This is a genomic window from Paenibacillus ehimensis NBRC 15659, assembly GCF_004000785.1.
GTDB classification, from domain to species: domain Bacteria; phylum Bacillota; class Bacilli; order Paenibacillales; family NBRC-103111; genus Paenibacillus_G; species Paenibacillus_G ehimensis.
Window position 1 is genome coordinate 1 of the sequence record NZ_BILX01000050.1, and the last position, 14914, is coordinate 14914.

18 protein-coding genes and 1 pseudogene are annotated in these 14914 nt (G+C 56.3%); 11 read left to right on the top strand and 8 right to left on the bottom strand.

Going from position 1 to position 14914, the window contains the following annotated elements:
• The first annotated feature begins 156 nt into the window (after positions 1-156).
• From PEH01S_RS23285 to PEH01S_RS35555, 3 genes and pseudogenes are all read left to right on the top strand, one after another.
• Positions 157-609 carry a MarR family winged helix-turn-helix transcriptional regulator gene (locus tag PEH01S_RS23285; RefSeq protein ID WP_246063046.1) on the top strand — a complete coding sequence of 151 codons (453 nt, stop codon included), beginning with the start codon at positions 157-159 and terminating at the stop codon, positions 607-609.
• A gap of 114 nt (positions 610-723) precedes the next feature.
• Positions 724-1410: pseudogene (locus PEH01S_RS35550) on the top strand (MFS transporter); the annotation flags it as partial.
• Positions 1411-1531: 121 nt separating this feature from the next.
• A complete protein-coding gene (locus PEH01S_RS35555; RefSeq protein ID WP_246063050.1) occupies positions 1532-1837 on the top strand; it encodes an MFS transporter in 306 nt (101 codons plus the stop codon).
• A gap of 94 nt (positions 1838-1931) precedes the next feature.
• Here PEH01S_RS35555 and PEH01S_RS23295 read toward each other — a convergent pair whose 3' ends face one another.
• A complete protein-coding gene (locus tag PEH01S_RS23295; RefSeq protein ID WP_164827999.1) occupies positions 1932-3524 on the bottom strand; it encodes a copper amine oxidase N-terminal domain-containing protein in 1593 nt (530 codons plus the stop codon).
• A gap of 172 nt (positions 3525-3696) precedes the next feature.
• Here PEH01S_RS23295 and PEH01S_RS23300 point away from each other — a divergent pair, with 172 nt between their 5' ends.
• The 3 genes from PEH01S_RS23300 to PEH01S_RS23310 all read left to right on the top strand — a co-directional run bounded on the left by PEH01S_RS23300 (position 3697) and on the right by PEH01S_RS23310 (position 5437).
• Positions 3697-4155, top strand: a complete 459-nt coding sequence (locus PEH01S_RS23300) for a cupredoxin domain-containing protein (RefSeq protein WP_025849591.1) — start codon at positions 3697-3699, stop codon at positions 4153-4155.
• A gap of 89 nt (positions 4156-4244) precedes the next feature.
• Positions 4245-4559, top strand: a complete 315-nt coding sequence (locus tag PEH01S_RS23305; protein ID WP_127488327.1) for a dehydrogenase — start codon at positions 4245-4247, stop codon at positions 4557-4559.
• A 107-nt stretch (positions 4560-4666) separates the two neighbouring features.
• The gene (locus PEH01S_RS23310) at positions 4667-5437 is read left to right on the top strand and encodes a substrate-binding periplasmic protein (RefSeq protein WP_127488329.1); all 771 of its coding nucleotides are present in this window, start codon (positions 4667-4669) and stop codon (positions 5435-5437) included.
• Positions 5438-5467: 30 nt separating this feature from the next.
• On the opposite strand, the gene PEH01S_RS23315 is transcribed toward PEH01S_RS23310, so the two are convergent.
• The 3 genes from PEH01S_RS23315 to PEH01S_RS23325 all read right to left on the bottom strand — a co-directional run bounded on the left by PEH01S_RS23315 (position 5468) and on the right by PEH01S_RS23325 (position 8581).
• Positions 5468-6139, bottom strand: coding sequence for a Rossmann-fold NAD(P)-binding domain-containing protein (locus PEH01S_RS23315; protein ID WP_025849588.1), 672 nt, complete (start codon positions 6137-6139; stop codon positions 5468-5470).
• An 87-nt stretch (positions 6140-6226) separates the two neighbouring features.
• Positions 6227-6853 carry a DUF3298 and DUF4163 domain-containing protein gene (locus PEH01S_RS23320; protein ID WP_127488330.1) on the bottom strand — a complete coding sequence of 209 codons (627 nt, stop codon included), beginning with the start codon at positions 6851-6853 and terminating at the stop codon, positions 6227-6229.
• A 108-nt stretch (positions 6854-6961) separates the two neighbouring features.
• Positions 6962-8581, bottom strand: a complete 1620-nt coding sequence (locus PEH01S_RS23325; protein ID WP_025849586.1) for a sensor domain-containing diguanylate cyclase — start codon at positions 8579-8581, stop codon at positions 6962-6964.
• Between the two features lie 135 nt (positions 8582-8716).
• Here PEH01S_RS23325 and PEH01S_RS23330 point away from each other — a divergent pair, with 135 nt between their 5' ends.
• Positions 8717-9478 carry a sulfite exporter TauE/SafE family protein gene (locus tag PEH01S_RS23330; protein WP_025849585.1) on the top strand — a complete coding sequence of 254 codons (762 nt, stop codon included), beginning with the start codon at positions 8717-8719 and terminating at the stop codon, positions 9476-9478.
• Between the two features lie 91 nt (positions 9479-9569).
• Here PEH01S_RS23330 and PEH01S_RS23335 read toward each other — a convergent pair whose 3' ends face one another.
• Positions 9570-9860, bottom strand: coding sequence for a hypothetical protein (locus tag PEH01S_RS23335; RefSeq protein WP_025849584.1), 291 nt, complete (start codon positions 9858-9860; stop codon positions 9570-9572).
• A gap of 159 nt (positions 9861-10019) precedes the next feature.
• Between PEH01S_RS23335 and PEH01S_RS23340 the strand changes: the two genes are divergently transcribed.
• Positions 10020-10610 (top strand): TetR/AcrR family transcriptional regulator, encoded by a 591-nt coding sequence (locus PEH01S_RS23340; RefSeq protein ID WP_025849583.1) that lies wholly within the window; start codon positions 10020-10022, stop codon positions 10608-10610.
• Between the two features lie 16 nt (positions 10611-10626).
• Positions 10627-10941 carry a DMT family transporter gene (locus tag PEH01S_RS23345; RefSeq protein WP_025849582.1) on the top strand — a complete coding sequence of 105 codons (315 nt, stop codon included), beginning with the start codon at positions 10627-10629 and terminating at the stop codon, positions 10939-10941.
• 85 nt (positions 10942-11026) lie between these two features.
• On the opposite strand, the gene yyaC is transcribed toward PEH01S_RS23345, so the two are convergent.
• A complete protein-coding gene (gene yyaC / locus PEH01S_RS23350) occupies positions 11027-11587 on the bottom strand; it encodes a spore protease YyaC (RefSeq protein WP_127488334.1) in 561 nt (186 codons plus the stop codon).
• A 157-nt stretch (positions 11588-11744) separates the two neighbouring features.
• Between yyaC and PEH01S_RS23355 the strand changes: the two genes are divergently transcribed.
• Positions 11745-12977, top strand: a complete 1233-nt coding sequence (locus PEH01S_RS23355; protein WP_127488380.1) for a glycosyltransferase — start codon at positions 11745-11747, stop codon at positions 12975-12977.
• 59 nt (positions 12978-13036) lie between these two features.
• Positions 13037-13732 (top strand): copper homeostasis protein CutC, encoded by a 696-nt coding sequence (locus tag PEH01S_RS23360; protein ID WP_127488336.1) that lies wholly within the window; start codon positions 13037-13039, stop codon positions 13730-13732.
• Positions 13733-13831: 99 nt separating this feature from the next.
• Here the strand turns inward: PEH01S_RS23360 and PEH01S_RS23365 are convergent, their stop codons facing one another.
• Together PEH01S_RS23365 and PEH01S_RS23370 are read right to left on the bottom strand one after the other, a co-directional pair.
• Positions 13832-14251 (bottom strand): SMI1/KNR4 family protein, encoded by a 420-nt coding sequence (locus PEH01S_RS23365; RefSeq protein WP_025849578.1) that lies wholly within the window; start codon positions 14249-14251, stop codon positions 13832-13834.
• Positions 14252-14470: 219 nt separating this feature from the next.
• The gene (locus PEH01S_RS23370; RefSeq protein WP_127488340.1) at positions 14471-14911 is read right to left on the bottom strand and encodes an SMI1/KNR4 family protein; all 441 of its coding nucleotides are present in this window, start codon (positions 14909-14911) and stop codon (positions 14471-14473) included.
• Between the last annotated feature and the right edge of the window lie 3 nt (positions 14912-14914).

Genomic DNA, 14914 nt, shown 5'->3' on the forward strand with positions numbered 1-14914 from the left:
CCAAGCCTGTAGCGGACTTTCACCGCCAAGTTATCGCCCATGCCGGGCGCACAACAACAGGTTTCGACACGGACGTTGCTCCGTTTGTCGAAACCTGTTTACTTTTTTACATGTCAGACTTATAATTGTTGTGACAATTAATTCAAAATAAAGGAAGTGCTGCGATTGAATCCTAACCTGCACGAATGGTCGATCGGCTTTATCATCGGCCAAACGCACCGGAAGATGCTGAACGTTTTGACCTCGCGGCTGAAAGAGCACGACATGACGCCGGAGCAGTTTTCGGTGCTGTGCCGCTTGCACGAATCGGATGGCATCAGCCAGAAAGAAATCGCCGACCGCACGGTGAAGGATCAGCCCACGACCGCCCGCATCCTGGACTGCCTGATCCGCAAAGAGCTGGTCCGCAAGCAAATGAGCGAGACGGACCGAAGATCGTTTCTCGTCTATCTGACGGAGCAAGGCCGGCATAAGCTCCAAGTGCTTATGCCGATCGAACGGCAAACGCTCGAAGCTATTTTTTCTTGGATGTCCGAATCCGAGCTCGAAGCCTTCAGACAGGCTCATCTGCGGCTGATCGCCCATCTGGATACTCTACTGAACCCTTAAGACTAGGAGAACCGCTTCATGAAGGAACAACAAGGCATCCCCGCTTCAAAATTATGGACCCGGGACTTCGTCCTGCTTACGGTCAGCAATTTATTTTTGTATCTGAATCTGCAAATGATCACTCCGGCGCTGCCCGCCTACGTCACCGAACGGTTCGGGGCGGGCCAGTGGACCGTCAGTCTGGTCATCAGTCTGTTCGCTTTAGCGGCCATCGTCACCCGGATTTTCGCCGGCGCCTGGCTTAAACGCGGACGGACCGCTCTTATTCTGCTGCTCGGCCTGACCGTCTATATGCTGGCAACGGCGAGTTATTATGCCGCCGGAACGCTGGCTTTATTTCTGCTTATCCGCATTTTGTACGGCATCGGATTCGGCGTGTCCAGCACGGCGTTCGGCACGCTGGTGTCCGACATCATTCCGATCCGGCGGATGGGCGAAGGGATGGGCTACTTCGGCCTGTCGACGAGCCTGTCGATGTCGGCCGCGCCGGTCATCGGGCTGTGGCTGCTCGGCAGCTACGGAATCGGCACGCTGATCCTCGTCTCGTCGCTGCTGGCGATCCTGATCATCCCGCTGTCGCTGCTGATCCGAAGCACCCCGGCTGCTCCTAAGCCGGCGAGCGCTCCTTCCCCGGCCGCTGCTCCGGATACGCGCGGGACATACAAACAGGTGGCGCTGCCCTGCTTTCTGAACATGCTGCTTTCGATTACGTACGGGGGCTTGATCAGCTACCTCGCGCTGTTCGGCAAAGAGGTGCATATCGGGAACGTCGGCTGGTTCTTCCTTTGCAACGCCGGGGCGGTACTGCTCGTTCGCCCGGTCGCCGGCAAAATTTTCGATAAAAAAGGCCATATCGCCGTTCTGCCCCCCGGGCGCGCTCATGGTGGCCGTCGGACTCGTCCTGCTGTCGTATACATCCAGCATGGCCGGACTTCTTGCCTCGGCGTTATGCTACGGCATCGGCTACGGCATTTTGCAGCCTTCGCTGCAAGCCTGGACCGTGAAGCAGGTAAGTCCGGAAATGCGCGGTACGGCGAACGGAACGTTCTACAACTCGATCGATCTCGGGATCGCGCTCGGCTCCCTGCTTCTGGGCGGCATCGCTTCGGGGACAAGCTATTCCACGATGTATCTGCTGTCGGCGCTGGCGATGCTTCTGTTTCTGGCCATCTACGTCTCGGGTACGCTGGTCAAAGGCAAACCCCCGGCCGCTGCGCTGCGCAAATAATGGATTACTGCGGCCACCTGCAAAAAAGGATCGCCTTCCTATTCGGCCAACAGCCGGGAGGGCAATCCTTCTTTTTTTCATGCTTGCCTGTAAGTCAGGAATGTTCTTGGGCGGTCGTCGTCAAACGAATCGAACCGTCGTCCTTGCCAAGCTCCGCTTTCCAGCCCGTCGCTTCGCCGAGAACGCCAATCGGCACCATGACGCGCCCGTCCTGCATGACGGTCGGAGCCTCTCCGGCCGATTTCACCCTCCCGTTGACCTCCGCTTGACCGGAGCCAAGCGGGAACGACGCCTGATGGCCGTCCCAAGCCAAACGCGTTGTGCTCGTCGCCGCGTCCCACGTCACCGTAGCGCCGACGGCTTCTGCGACAACCCGCAGCGGAATATAGACGACGCCCTCTTGAAGCACGGGAGAGACGTCCATACGGATCGTCCTGTCGTTCACGGTCAGTTCCGTTTCGCCGATTTGCATCGTTACGGTTTTCCGTACGAATGCCGGAGCGTCCGGGAACCGGTCGGGATACTGCTCCGAGATTCCCTGCGCCAACAGGTCGGCTATCGTGAACATTTGGGCGTAGGCTTCCTCCATAGTGGCATAAGCGGCTGCGTGCCCGCCCAGTATAGCATGGTCCACGGCCATCGCCATTTGCCCGGTCATCGCGTTCAGAGCGTTCAGCAGCTCCGGCCTGCTCCCATGCTGCGGGTTCGCTTCCGCGAAAAATTGCGCCAGCTCCGCCTGAGCCTTCTCCAGCTTGCCCGCTGCGGTTGTCCGCGCCGACTCGTCTGTGGATGCGGCGGCCTTCGCGTAATCCAAGATGCAGCGGGTACGGGAGGTCCATCCCGTATAAAACGACGCGCCGGCCTTCTCTCCGTACACGGAAGCGATGGCGGCCGCCAGATCCTCCGCGTTCCGATTCAGCGCCGCAGCCGCCTGGTCGAAGTCGCTTGCGCCGTCGATGCCTTTCTGCATCGCAACTACGGCTGTCAGCGCATGCTCGCCAAGCAAGCGGCCGAGCGCCGAGCGCAGATCGGCCTTCCGGGTCTTCATGCCGGACGCGTCGTATCGGTCCGGCGCTTGCGCAGCCATGCCCGCCGCCAGCAGATCGGCGCTCGCCACCGCGTGGGCGTAAGCTTCGCGCCTATGTTGATACGCTGCCGCGTAATCTTTGCCCGCGTAAGCATCGAACGCTTGGAGCAGCAGTTCGGTATGCCGCTTCACTCCTTCTTCCAGTCCCGCTGCTCCCAGATCCGGAAGGAGCCTCGCCCAAAACAGCGTCTGCTCCTTGGCGTAGGCCTCCAAGCCTTTCGCCGCCTGCGTCCGTGCCGTTTCGTCGCCTTCCGCAGCGGCTTGCGCATAGTTCAGCAAAGCCTCGATAGGCGACGACCAGAGCGGCTCAAAGGCTTTGACCGCCTCTTCCCCGTACGCCAACCGCAGCGCGTCTGCCAGCCGTTCGGTATTTTTCCCGAGCAGCGCAGCGGCTTGTTCGTGATCGGCCGCGCCGTCGTAACGTTTTTGCATCGCCATCACAGCCAATAACGCATGCTCGCCAAGCAGAGCTTCCAGTTGAACCCGCAGCTCTGCCGCGGCCTCTCGCGCCGATACGGCTTGTGCGCCTGCCGCGCACGGTATGAGCAGAACGAGGCACAGCCCCAGCAGTGCCGCCAGCCTGGCTTTCCAACGCTTCATGGATCGTCCTCTCCCCCCGGTGTAATTTTCAGATTGCTGCGACGGAATATATGGCGTTCTTTTCCAGCTAAGAACCTTTACCCGGCGCTTCCCGGTTTGAAACCGATCCGGCATGTTCAGACAAGCATCCGAATATACTCGTAGAAACGATCCGAAACCGAAGGGGATGCCGATGACCAAGGTATATGTGCTGAGCCAAAAGGGACTGAAGGGATTGAAAATCGGAGCCGCCGCCGTCCTGCTGGCCGGTGCCGCGCTGCTCTTCTGGGAACGCGAAACGATTCGGGCCGCGATGAGCCCTTCCGGACCCGAACGGACGATCCAGCTTGTGACCGGGGAGTTCAAATCGACGACATCGGACGGCAAAACGATCGAAGCTTACCGCTGGGACCCGGGAACGATCTACATGAAGAAAGGCGAGCGCATCCGGCTCAGCATCTACGGTGTCAACGGCGCCAGCCATCCTTTTATTATCGAAGGCCTTAATATTAAAGGGGAGGTAAAAAAAGGAAAGGAAACCGTCGTTTCCTTTCGCGCCGCCAAACCGGGCGTGTACCGGATCATCTGCCTGACCCATCCCGACATGGCGCACAACGGACCGATGGTCGGCTACCTGGTCATCGACGAGTAGACGCCTCCCTTTTTCAAAAAACATCGTCGCCAGTACCCGCCCGCTCTTCTTCCGCATAGCATAATGGCAGGAAGGAGATGCCGCTATCGATGAATCCAGCAAAACAAATGAAGCATAACCGGCCTTACCCGTCCGCCCGGCAAATTCGCCGCACCTGCAGCCGGGAGCTGTACCGCGCCCGCAAAAAGCTGGGACGTTACGTCCCTCAGCAAGCGGTAGAGCAGGCGGAGGAGCTGTATTACAAGAAGGTGCTGCTGAACCTGCCTTATATTGTGGAGCATGCGGACAACCGCAAGGTGCTCGCGGATTGGTTCGACGAGAATGTCTGCGGCGAAATAGCCGCCTTGTGGGAAGTGGAATCGGACGCTTTGGCCAAAGCGTTCCGGGACTCGTTCGGGGGCTGACGCCAAGCGGGCCCCTCTTTTTTTATCCGCCCCGCCGCCGGATTGCATAACCGTCCCACGGAAGACAAACACTACCTTTGTTTACCTGAAAAGGAGGTACGAAGGCAATGAATGTCGCAATTCGCAGCGCACGGGGAATCGGGCTGCTGGCCGTCCTTTTGACGCTCCTGATCGCGGGATGCGGCGAGGAGAAGCCGGTCAAAGTCGGCATAGAAAGCAACTTCCGCCCGTTCACGTATACGGAGAATGGAGAAAACAAGGGGTTTGAGGTGGAGCTGTGGAAAGCGATCGCGCAAAAAGCGAACTTGCAATACGAGCTGGTTCCGATGTCGCAGGGGGAGCTGAGCAAGGCCGTGAAATCCGGCAAAGTGGACATGGCCATCGCGGGGATGACCGTCAACAAAGCGCGCAAGGATAACTTCGCTTTTTCCGATCCGTATTTTCAGACCGGACTGGTGCTGCTTACCGCTTCGGACAACGAGGAGATTAAGAGCAAGGACGATCTGAAGGGAAAAGTCATAGGGACCAAAAGCGGCTCGACCTCTTACATTTATGCCGGCGGAATCCAAGGCACCAAGGAGGTCCGGGGCTATCCCGATATCTCGGATGCCTACACCGATTTGAAACATAAAAAGCTGGACGCGGTCATTTTCGACGAGCGCAACGTCCATCATTTCCTGCAAAACGACGGGGAAGGCAAAGTGAAGATGGTCGGGGAAGTGCTTAACAAAGAAAGCTACGCCGTTGTCGCCAAAAAGAAAAACAAGCATCTCGGGAGAATCAACGGCGCGATCGAAGCCCTCGCCAAAGACGGGACCTACGAGGCGCTATACGTGAAGTGGTTCGGAAGCAAGCCCAAGAAGCTGCCGGGCCAGTAGTCCTTTCAGGCCGCGATCTGCGGCCTTTTCTCATTGGTAACCGGAAGCCAACGCTTCGATCCGGTCCGACGGGTACACATGGGTCCCCGGGGCGCCGCGGAGCGCCGCTTCGAGCATGCCCTTGGCCACCGTTCGCGCGGCGATCGGCTTATACGGTCGCAGCGGCCCGCGCATGGCAAAGCCGGCGACCCGGGACAGAAGCGCGGCCATGCGCTCCCCGAAGCGGACCTCTTCCCGCTCGCCGAGCAGCAGCGAAGGACGGAAAATATGCAGGGACGGCAGTCCGAGCGCTCTGAGCCCGTCTTCGGTTTCGCCTTTGACCCGGCTGTAGAAAAAGACCGACTGCTTGTCCGCTCCGATGGCCGTGACGATCAGAAATTGCGCGGCGCCCGAAGCGGACGCCAGCCGTCCGAGCTCCATCGGATAGCCGTAATCGACCTTGCGGAACTGCTCCCGCGTCTTCGCTTTCTTGATCGTCGTCCCGAGAGCGCAGAATACGTCGGCGCCCTCGAAGCCGACAGCCGACTCGTCAGCCAGACGGTCGAAGGAAATGACGCGCTGTTCGAGCTTCGGATGCCGGATTCCCGAGCCGGTCCGGACCAGCGTGACCACCCGGTCGTAAGCGGGGTGATCCAGAAGCAAGCTTACCAGCTCGCGCCCGACAAGACCTGTGCTTCCTGCGACGATGGCTTGCTTGGCCATAGTTTCGCCTCGCTTTCCTAAGGTTATCGAGTTGCTGCAAAAAAAGCCGGCGTCCTCCCGTCAGCGCGCCGGCATCCTGAGCACCGTTCAACGGTTGGCCAGCAAGCCGACCGGACCGTTCGGATCGAGAATGTCCGCGACTTCCGCAAAAGGGATTTCAAAGGTCGGAAAACCGTAGGCATACGGCGTATATTCGTACAATTGAAAATAGATCCCGATGGCGCGGTCCGTCAAATAAAAATCTTGATCGGGACGGATCGAACGGAATTCCGCGATCATCGGAATATCCTGCTCCTTGAACCTGCGGCGGATGATGGCCGACAGCCGGCGGACATAATCGCTTCCCGGCTTGAACAAGTCCTTTAATTGATACTCCGTACCGTCCCTCAAATGAAACGTCTGCGAGCTCTGGTAGGTGATGCCGTGCGCCGCTCCCTTAGCATACCCGTAAACGTCGTAAAGCAAGCTGAGCAGGCCGTTTTTATGCAGCTTGACCTTATAGCTGCCCGATACCGTTTTGGTCGGATCCTGCACGTAGCCCTGCTTGCGGATGAGCTTGTAAATGGCGTCCAGAATCGAATGATTGACGATTTGCTGAACAAGCCGGTTTTGAAGTCCCGTCACCTGCGGATATTTCACGTCAAGCCTGGGCTTCGCCAAACGGCGGGTCACGATGCGCTCCCGCCTTGCCCGCTCATAGTCCTCCCATTCCACTGCGTCACTGCCTCCTTAAGCGCCTTAAAGGCGGATGACCCCAGTATATGCAGGCTGCCGCCCGGAGGTGAAAGGCAGGTCCCCGTTCCTTAGCGCAGCGGCATCCGATCAGCCGTCCCTCGACGGACCGGATTCCCATTCGACCCGGTCACGGCCGTGCTGCTTGGCCCGGTATAACGCTTTGTCCCCTTCTTCGATCATTTGCTCCAGCAGCAGTCTCGCGTCCTTCCCTTCGGCGGGACCCGTACACGCTGCGCCGCCGATGCTTACCGTCAGCGCGATGCGTACGCCTTCCGCTTCATAAGGCTCCGCAGCTACGGCCCGGCGGATCGCCTCCGCCAAGGCTCTGGCCTGCACGTCGCCCAAGCGCAGCGCAAGCACCATAAATTCCTCGCCCCCGTACCGGGCAGCCAATTCGTCGCCTCCCGTCTGCCTCTGCAGCACGCCCGCCACATGCCGCAGCACCCGGTCTCCGACCAAATGGCCGTACGTATCGTTGACCTGCTTGAAATAATCGATGTCGATTAACAGCACCGAGCAGGGGTTCCCCCCTTCCAAGGCCCGCAGCAGCCGATGGCTGCCGTTCTGCATCATATACCGGCGGTTGTACAGTTCGGTGAGCGGATCGATCATCGCCGACTCCTCCAGCAGCTTGACTGTCGTTTTCAGCTTACGGCTCATCAGGTTGTACGTATCGCACAGCTCCTGAAGCTCGGCAGGGGCATGCTTGAAGACGGCCGGGTCGATTCGGTATCCGTATTGCCCTTCCTTGATGATCCGGGTGCCCTGCCGTAAAAATTCAAGCGGTCGTTCGATCCGCCGCGTGAGGATGACGATCCCGCTGAAGCTTAGAATCAGCGTGGCCAGCGTTATGGCGATGAAAACGAACATCAGCCCGTACAAATTCGCGTACAGCTCCTTCTTGCTCACTTCGCCCACCAGCAGCCAGCGATGGCCGGCGATCCATTGGTACGAACCGAACACGGTGTCTCCCTTGTAGTTGGCATACGCCTCCTTCGAGACCGACTGCACCGCTGCCCGGCGCGTAATGTCCGTCGTAATCCGCGACGGACTCGAGCCTCCGTCGCCGATAAAGCGCGGCTTCGTTACCGGTACGCCGACACGGTCAAGGAGATAGAAATCCGCCGTTTCCCCGGAATGCAGGGAACCCACTACACGCTGAATCGTCTCCAGCTTGACCGAGCCGAGCAGAAGCCCGGTCCATCGTCCCGCTTTGTCATAAGTAGGTGCAGAGAACATAATGACCGGGGTGCCGGTTGCTTTTCCGATGATCACATCCGACATCGACGCTTTGCCCTGCATCGCAGCCCAATAGTAATCGCGCTCGTTGACTTGGATGCCCGTAGCCGAATAAGTATCCACTTCCGTGATACCGTCTACGTTTACATAAGATAGCGAAGCGAATTCTCTCTGCAGCAGTGTGAAATCGCGGAACATTTTCTCCATCAAGGGCTTGTTCAGCGTTCTGACTGCGTCATCCTCGGTAAGCAGACGCATGTCCAATGCCCGCTCCTGCACCCACCGGTCGATGAACAACGTCTGCAGACTCAGCTTGTCCGACAAATTGCGCAGCGCCTCCGCCTCGGTTTCCCGCTGGTATACGATATAAAAGGCGATGTTGATCGAAAGCCCGAGCATGAGAATGGCCAGCGCAATCCATAGACGAAAACGCTGCTTCACCGTCCGGGGCCGCATGAAGCGAATCATGAACCCTCTCCTCTCCCAAGTAATGCCGCCAAGAATTTAAGATTGTACAAACCTGTAATTTTTTTTATACTTTAGAATGCGTTCATTTCGGTCCGCAAGTATATGACTTGACGTCGTAAGGAGAAATTGCCCGTGTTGGAACTGCCCTCATTCGATATGATCTTGTTTCTCGTTATTGTCGGGTTCGCCGCCGCCTTCATCGACTCCGTCGTCGGAGGAGGAGGATTGATAGCGGTTCCCGCGCTGATGTTTACCGGACTTCCGACCAATATGGTGCTCGGAACGAATAAACTGGGGGGAACGTTATCCTCGTTAACAAGCACCGTCTCCTTTTTATTTTCCGGCAAAATTAACGGCAAGCTGGTGCTGGCTCTGTTTCCTCTGTCCTTGGTCGGATCGGCTCTCGGCACGTATACGATCCATCTGGTGCCCTCCACCTTCTTGAAGCCGCTGGTGGTCGGTCTTCTGATCGTCATTCTCATCTATACGCTGCTTAAAAAAAATTGGGACGGTACGGGACAGCAGGTCCGGTTCACGTTCGTCCGCGGGCTCGCGACGGCGGTATGCGCGTTCGCTTTGGGCTTTTACGACGGATTTTTCGGACCCGGCGCCGGTTCGTTCCTGCTTTTTCTATTTCTGATGCTGGGATTTGATTTCGTTGGCGCGTCGGCCAATGCCAAGGTGCTCAATTTCGCCAGCAACATCGCTTCCTTGGTGTCGTTCTTCTGGTTAAAGTCGGTGCATCTCGGCTACGGTTTGCCGATGGGCCTGGCCATGATTGCAGGCTCCATCGTCGGCTCGCAGGTTGCCATCCGCAAAGGCTCCAAGTACGTGAAGCCGCTGTTTATCGGAATTACCGCCATATTGATCGGCAAGCAAATCTGGGATATGCTATAAACGCCGCAGAGAGGTCGTTACGCCTGAGGAAAACAGGCTTGCGACCTCTCTGCATAGCATTCGACACTTTTCTTCCAAATCCCTTTTTTTCTCATCCGCCAAAGACCATGCAGGTTGACAGATGATCCGTCGGCCATATTTGCTTCTTCTGATTGCTGGCCAGCTCGGCATACGGATCGCGGACCACATGCGGATCGCTCACCGGACGAAGGTCCTCCCATACGCACTCGACACCTTTCCCGCTCGCCTCCCCCGCATACATGCGGCAGCCGCTGCAAAAAGCTTGTTTCTGTTCTTCATCCAGCTTCACGACTCTATTCCGCAGACAGCAGTATACCCGGCCGTCCGGATCGCTTAAATTGACATGTCTCACTTCGCGCACGTGCATGCTCCTTTCCATTGAACGCTAAAAAAGTAATACCCATTATATATGCGGACGAACCGGGATATGTGTAATTTTTTTTGCAGAAGGTTGCCGCGGAAAGAAAGTTGATCTATAATGAGCTTAACCTAATTATCGTTAGTTAGGAAGGTGTAGTCAATGACAGTTAACAAAATTAAGGCCTCCGCGCTGCGGCTCTTCTCGCAGAACAGCTACGACGCAGTGCCGCTATCGGAAATCGCCAAGGAAGTTGGGATCAAGACACCTTCGCTCTACGCGCATTTCAAGAGCAAGGAAGAGTTATTCCTGGCCGTATACGACGATTGTCTGGCCGAGCACGCCTCCCGTGTCCGGCAATTGACCGATCGGCTGACCGGACTCGGCACGGAGCACAAGCTGCGGACGATTCTGCTTGACGTGTGCCGCACCTACTTGCTTAGCGAGGAGTATGCGACCTTTCTCAAACGGACGATGCTGTTTCCGCCGAATGCGCTGCAGGAAGTGCTGCGCGAGCGGTTTGCCGCATCGGAAGAGCAGCTTACCGGGCTGCTGCGGAAGGTTTTTGAGGAAGGCATGGCCTCCGGCGTACTGCGCCGCGAGCGTTCCGAGGATTTGATCGCCTCGTTCTACTGCCTGCTGGACGGTTCGTTCCTGCAGCAGTTCTATTACCGGCCCGACGACTGGGAGCATCGGCTGCAGGCCGTTTGGGGAATCTACTGGAAAGGCATTGCGGAAGACAGAACATCCTAGATGGGAGCGATTTATTATGGCATGGGTTTATTTGACGATTGCAGGAATTATGGAGGTCGTATGGGCGCTCGGCTTAAAATATACGCAAGGCTGGACCCGGTTTTGGCCGAGTGTCGTAACGGTCGCAGGGATGATTGTCAGCTTTTATTTTCTCTCTCAAGCGCTCAAGACGCTGCCGATCGGCACGGCTTACGCGATATGGACCGGCATCGGCGCGTTAGGCACGGTGATTGTGGGGATGTTTTTTCTGGGCGAGCCGCGCGATCTGCTGCGTGTTCTCTTCCTGCTGTGCATCGTCGGCGGCATCGTCGGATTGAAGGTAACGGCATAATCTCATGCGACACACGCCAGACGGCAAAAGAGCCGCTGCTCCGAGAACGGAGCGGCGGCTCTTTTGCTGCGGGGCGGGCTCTGTGTTATGCCTCTTCCCTGATCTGCGGACAAACTGCTTCCTCCGGCGGGAATACGCTGCGGATCGCCGCGACGACTTCTCGGGCCATGTTCATGACGCGGAATAAGGAGGTGCTTTGCAGGATCGCGTATTTTTGCCCCGCATCGACATTGACGATCCCGGCAATCGAATAGTCGCCGACGTGCGGAAGCTGCTTGCCGACCGACTTGCCCGGCTCCAGCGGGCGGTTGGACACCTGATACCAGGCTAAGGAGGCGGCCTGGCCGAGGCAGGCGTCGATCGCAATCACGGTTTTCCCCTGCGGAATTTCAATCAGCCGCTCCCGCATGTTGCTTGCATCGAACGGATGGGCAAGCGTACCGACGACATGCGGATACCCCGCTTCCTGCAGCATCGTGCCGGCCAGCGGTCCGAGGGCGTCGCCCGTCGAGCGGTCGGTGCCGATGCACAGAAACACCAAGTCTTCCGCCGTCAGGCCGCGCGTTCGAATCATACGCAGAAAATCGGGCAGCTCGGCAGCCTTCAGCTTCTTGCGGAATAACGGCTGCGCCTGCTCATTCGTCATTGCGTTTCCCCTTTCCGTTGTTTTTTATATAGTAGCATACTGCATAGGAATACCGCTTTCAATATTTGTTCGAACAGCGCGAGACATGCTATAATTCGGACAAAGCAAGGTGAGCGCAAATACAGCTCAGAACCGGCGGAAGGCAGGGATCAACCCGATGGGGGTCATGGACATATGGGCGCTGGCGGCGCTTGCCTACTGGCTGTTCATGCTGTGGGACACGCTGCGGGCGCGGCAGTGGATGCTGAAGCTTCCCCGCTCGGAGCCGGGACAAGCGGGATGGAGAACGGGCAGAACTCCTCAGGACGGCAAAGAATCCGAAGCGCCTCTCGTCTCGATTATTATCGCGGCGAAGGAAGAGGAATCGTCCATCGTCGAAACGGTGAAGCATCTGCTCGGACAAACGTACCCCCGGATCGAAATCATCGCCGTGAACGACCGGTCGCAGGATACGACCGGACGCAAGCTGGACGAGCTGCGGCGGTGGTCCGAGGGGCGGGCCGGCATCGCGGTGCCGCTGCGGGTCATTCACATTACGTCGCTGCCATCCGGCTGGCTTGGCAAAAATCATGCGCTGTATCAAGGCTACTTACAGGCGCGGGGCAAATATTTGCTGTTTACGGACGCCGATGTGCAGTTCGAGCCGCAAACGGTAGAGGATGCGGTCCGCTTCCTGCAGGAGCAGCAGGCGGATCATGTCACGCTGGCCCCCCGGATGCTTGTCCGCGGCTTATGGCTTCGAACGTTCGTGCAATTTTTCTTTTTTACGCTCAGTCTGTACATCCGCCCGTGGCGGGGGAACGATGATTTCCAGCACCGTCACGGGATGGGAATCGGCGCCTTCAATCTGCTCACAAGACAGGCGTACGAGCGGATCGGCACGCACCGTGCCATCGCGCTGCGGCCGGACGACGATCTTCAGCTCGGCCGCAGGGTCAAGGAAGCCCGGCTCCGGCAGCGGCTCGCTTCCGGCGCGGAGCACATTGCCGTCGAATGGTATGCAAGCCTTGGCGAGGCCATTCGCGGCCTGGAGAAAAACTTGTTCTCGGGCTTCGGCTACCGGTTAAGCTTCGCGGCTCTCGGCGTGCTCGGCCAGCTTGCGCTGTTCTTGTTCCCGTGGGCGGGCATGCTGCTTCTGTCCGGCCCGGCGGCCTGGGGATTCGCTCTGTCGGTCGCGCTGATGCTCGCCGTCTATTTTCTGCTGATCCGCTCGATCACCGGAGAAGGCGGATTCGAGGCGCTGCTGATGCCGCTGACCGTCGTTCTGTTATGCTATATCGTCGCCCGTTCGGTCTGGCTGACCCTGAAGCAGGGCGGGATTTATTGGAGGGGCACCTTCTATTCCTTGAAGGAGCTCAGGCGCATGAAAGCCCGCGATCATTCCGATTGATTCGCGCTTGTTTTTCCGATCCGCATATTTTCCAATTTATATAAAAGGAGCTTGTCAACATGATCTTGGAAGTCATTGCCACGAGCGTGGCCGATGCAATTATTGCCGAAAAAAACGGAGCGGGACGAATCGAGCTCATTTCCGGCATCTGCGAAGGCGGCGTAACTCCAAGCTGCGGACTCATCGAACAAGTTGTCGCTTCGGTCAGCATTCCCGTCAATGTCATGATTCGCCCGCACAGCAATTCGTTCTGTTACGACGAGTGGGACCTCGAAACGATGCTGACGGATATTCGGACGGCGCGGCGTCTGGGCGCCGCCGGAATCGTGACCGGCTGTTTGACGCCGGAGCGCAATGTGGATACGGATCTGCTCGAGAAGCTTCTGGCCGAGGTCGGCGAAATGTCGGTTACCTTTCACCGGGCGATCGACGAGACGGACGATCTGGAGGGCACGCTGCACGTGCTCGCCCAATATCCGCAAATCCACCGGGTGCTGACGTCCGGCGGCAAGCCAAGCGTGCTGGACGCCCGCGACGAGATTATCCGGCTGCAGGCCGCCGAGTTGTCGCGGCCGATCGCCATTCTCGCAGGCAGCGGACTTAACCTCCAATCGCTGGCTTCGTTTATTCAGGATACCGGCGTGCGAGAGGTCCATATGGGCACCGGCGTGCGCCGCGGGAACCGCGCGCAGGATACGGTCGATCCCGAGCTCGTACGGGCGGCGGCGGATATCGTCGCAGGATTTTCCAAGTAAGAGCGCTTCATTCTATGCATCACAGCCGTGCGGCACAAGCCGGACGGCTGCTTCATGTTGTAAATCTTCAAGGCGGCGAATGGCATAATAAATATTACCCTAACTATTTGAAAATCTCTCAATTAAAAACGAAAGAAAATCATCATACTCTTGGGCACCAACACCCTCACCTTGTTCCCAGTCAACAACTGGACACTCACCGTTTACTATTCTGGAGGTATCCAGGCAATATACACCAGCACCATAGTTCTCAATGACAACAAATTCTTCAGGTAATCCATAACCACGCCAATCAACGGTTTCTCTAACACATGTTGGAATTTCCCTCAATCCGCCACCAAAAATCTCTACGCCTATAACTCCGCCAGTTCCATATTCCCGCAAGAACCATTTGTAGCTATCTGGCAATTTCACATTTAACATTTCTTCAATGTTAGATATTTTAGCGTCATCCAAAGCTCCAACAAAAAAACTTTTTTTAGCATTTTTAATTAGCTCAACAACTTGGTTTGTGTTCACAGTGTATATCTCCTAATCTTTTATGGTTTTCCCTCTACTGCCTGTACATGTTTATCATTTTCCTTTTCCTCCTTTGATTTTGGGCATACAAAAATGGCTCATTCCTCCTCATTGTTCAAGTTGGAATAAGCCATTGGAAGTTTATCAAACGTGTTTTCAGTGTTTGGTTTGTTGGTTGTATTATACAATCCTGCTTCTAAAATGTAAATCCGGGATTTTTTAAGGATTCTTTAATCCTTCAATAAATATTTTAAAACTCTCTGAAATCTCAAAAGTATTCTCATCTTCACTTGACTGCTCAAAATGAAATACATGATCCCAATAATAAACTCCTTTAAACTCTGGATCGGTTATTAGCACAATTTTCCCCGAGCCTGGATCATCACCTATTACAATGCTATTTGAAAATAAATCGTCCTTGTATTCATCATACCACTTTACTAGATCAAAAGGTTTCTCTACCCCTAACCCATACATCACATCAAGTGGCATATTTTCGTTTAACTCTTCAACAAAAAAAGTACTGTATCTAACAATTGACGTACCGCCATTATAATCTCGCAGAAATTGTTTATAATCTTCGGGTAACGAAAAACCAATATGCTTCTCAAAATTACTAATCATTTCATCCGTTGCTTTACCAAATCCTTTAATATTCACTTA

What these genes read in the sequence shown, in the direction of transcription:
- PEH01S_RS35555 (WP_246063050.1), top strand. Translation starts at nt 1,532, where the DNA reads ATGGCCGGACTTCTTGCCTCGGCGTTATGCTACGGCATCGGCTACGGC.
- PEH01S_RS23295 (WP_164827999.1), bottom strand. Translation starts at nt 3,524, where the DNA reads ATGAAGCGTTGGAAAGCCAGGCTGGCGGCACTGCTGGGGCTGTGCCTC.
- PEH01S_RS23300 (WP_025849591.1), top strand. Translation starts at nt 3,697, where the DNA reads ATGACCAAGGTATATGTGCTGAGCCAAAAGGGACTGAAGGGATTGAAA.
- PEH01S_RS23305 (WP_127488327.1), top strand. Translation starts at nt 4,245, where the DNA reads ATGAATCCAGCAAAACAAATGAAGCATAACCGGCCTTACCCGTCCGCC.
- PEH01S_RS23310 (WP_127488329.1), top strand. Translation starts at nt 4,667, where the DNA reads ATGAATGTCGCAATTCGCAGCGCACGGGGAATCGGGCTGCTGGCCGTC.
- PEH01S_RS23315 (WP_025849588.1), bottom strand. Translation starts at nt 6,139, where the DNA reads ATGGCCAAGCAAGCCATCGTCGCAGGAAGCACAGGTCTTGTCGGGCGC.
- PEH01S_RS23325 (WP_025849586.1), bottom strand. Translation starts at nt 8,581, where the DNA reads ATGATTCGCTTCATGCGGCCCCGGACGGTGAAGCAGCGTTTTCGTCTA.
- PEH01S_RS23340 (WP_025849583.1), top strand. Translation starts at nt 10,020, where the DNA reads ATGACAGTTAACAAAATTAAGGCCTCCGCGCTGCGGCTCTTCTCGCAG.
- PEH01S_RS23345 (WP_025849582.1), top strand. Translation starts at nt 10,627, where the DNA reads ATGGCATGGGTTTATTTGACGATTGCAGGAATTATGGAGGTCGTATGG.
- yyaC (WP_127488334.1), bottom strand. Translation starts at nt 11,587, where the DNA reads ATGACGAATGAGCAGGCGCAGCCGTTATTCCGCAAGAAGCTGAAGGCT.
- PEH01S_RS23355 (WP_127488380.1), top strand. Translation starts at nt 11,745, where the DNA reads ATGGGGGTCATGGACATATGGGCGCTGGCGGCGCTTGCCTACTGGCTG.
- PEH01S_RS23360 (WP_127488336.1), top strand. Translation starts at nt 13,037, where the DNA reads ATGATCTTGGAAGTCATTGCCACGAGCGTGGCCGATGCAATTATTGCC.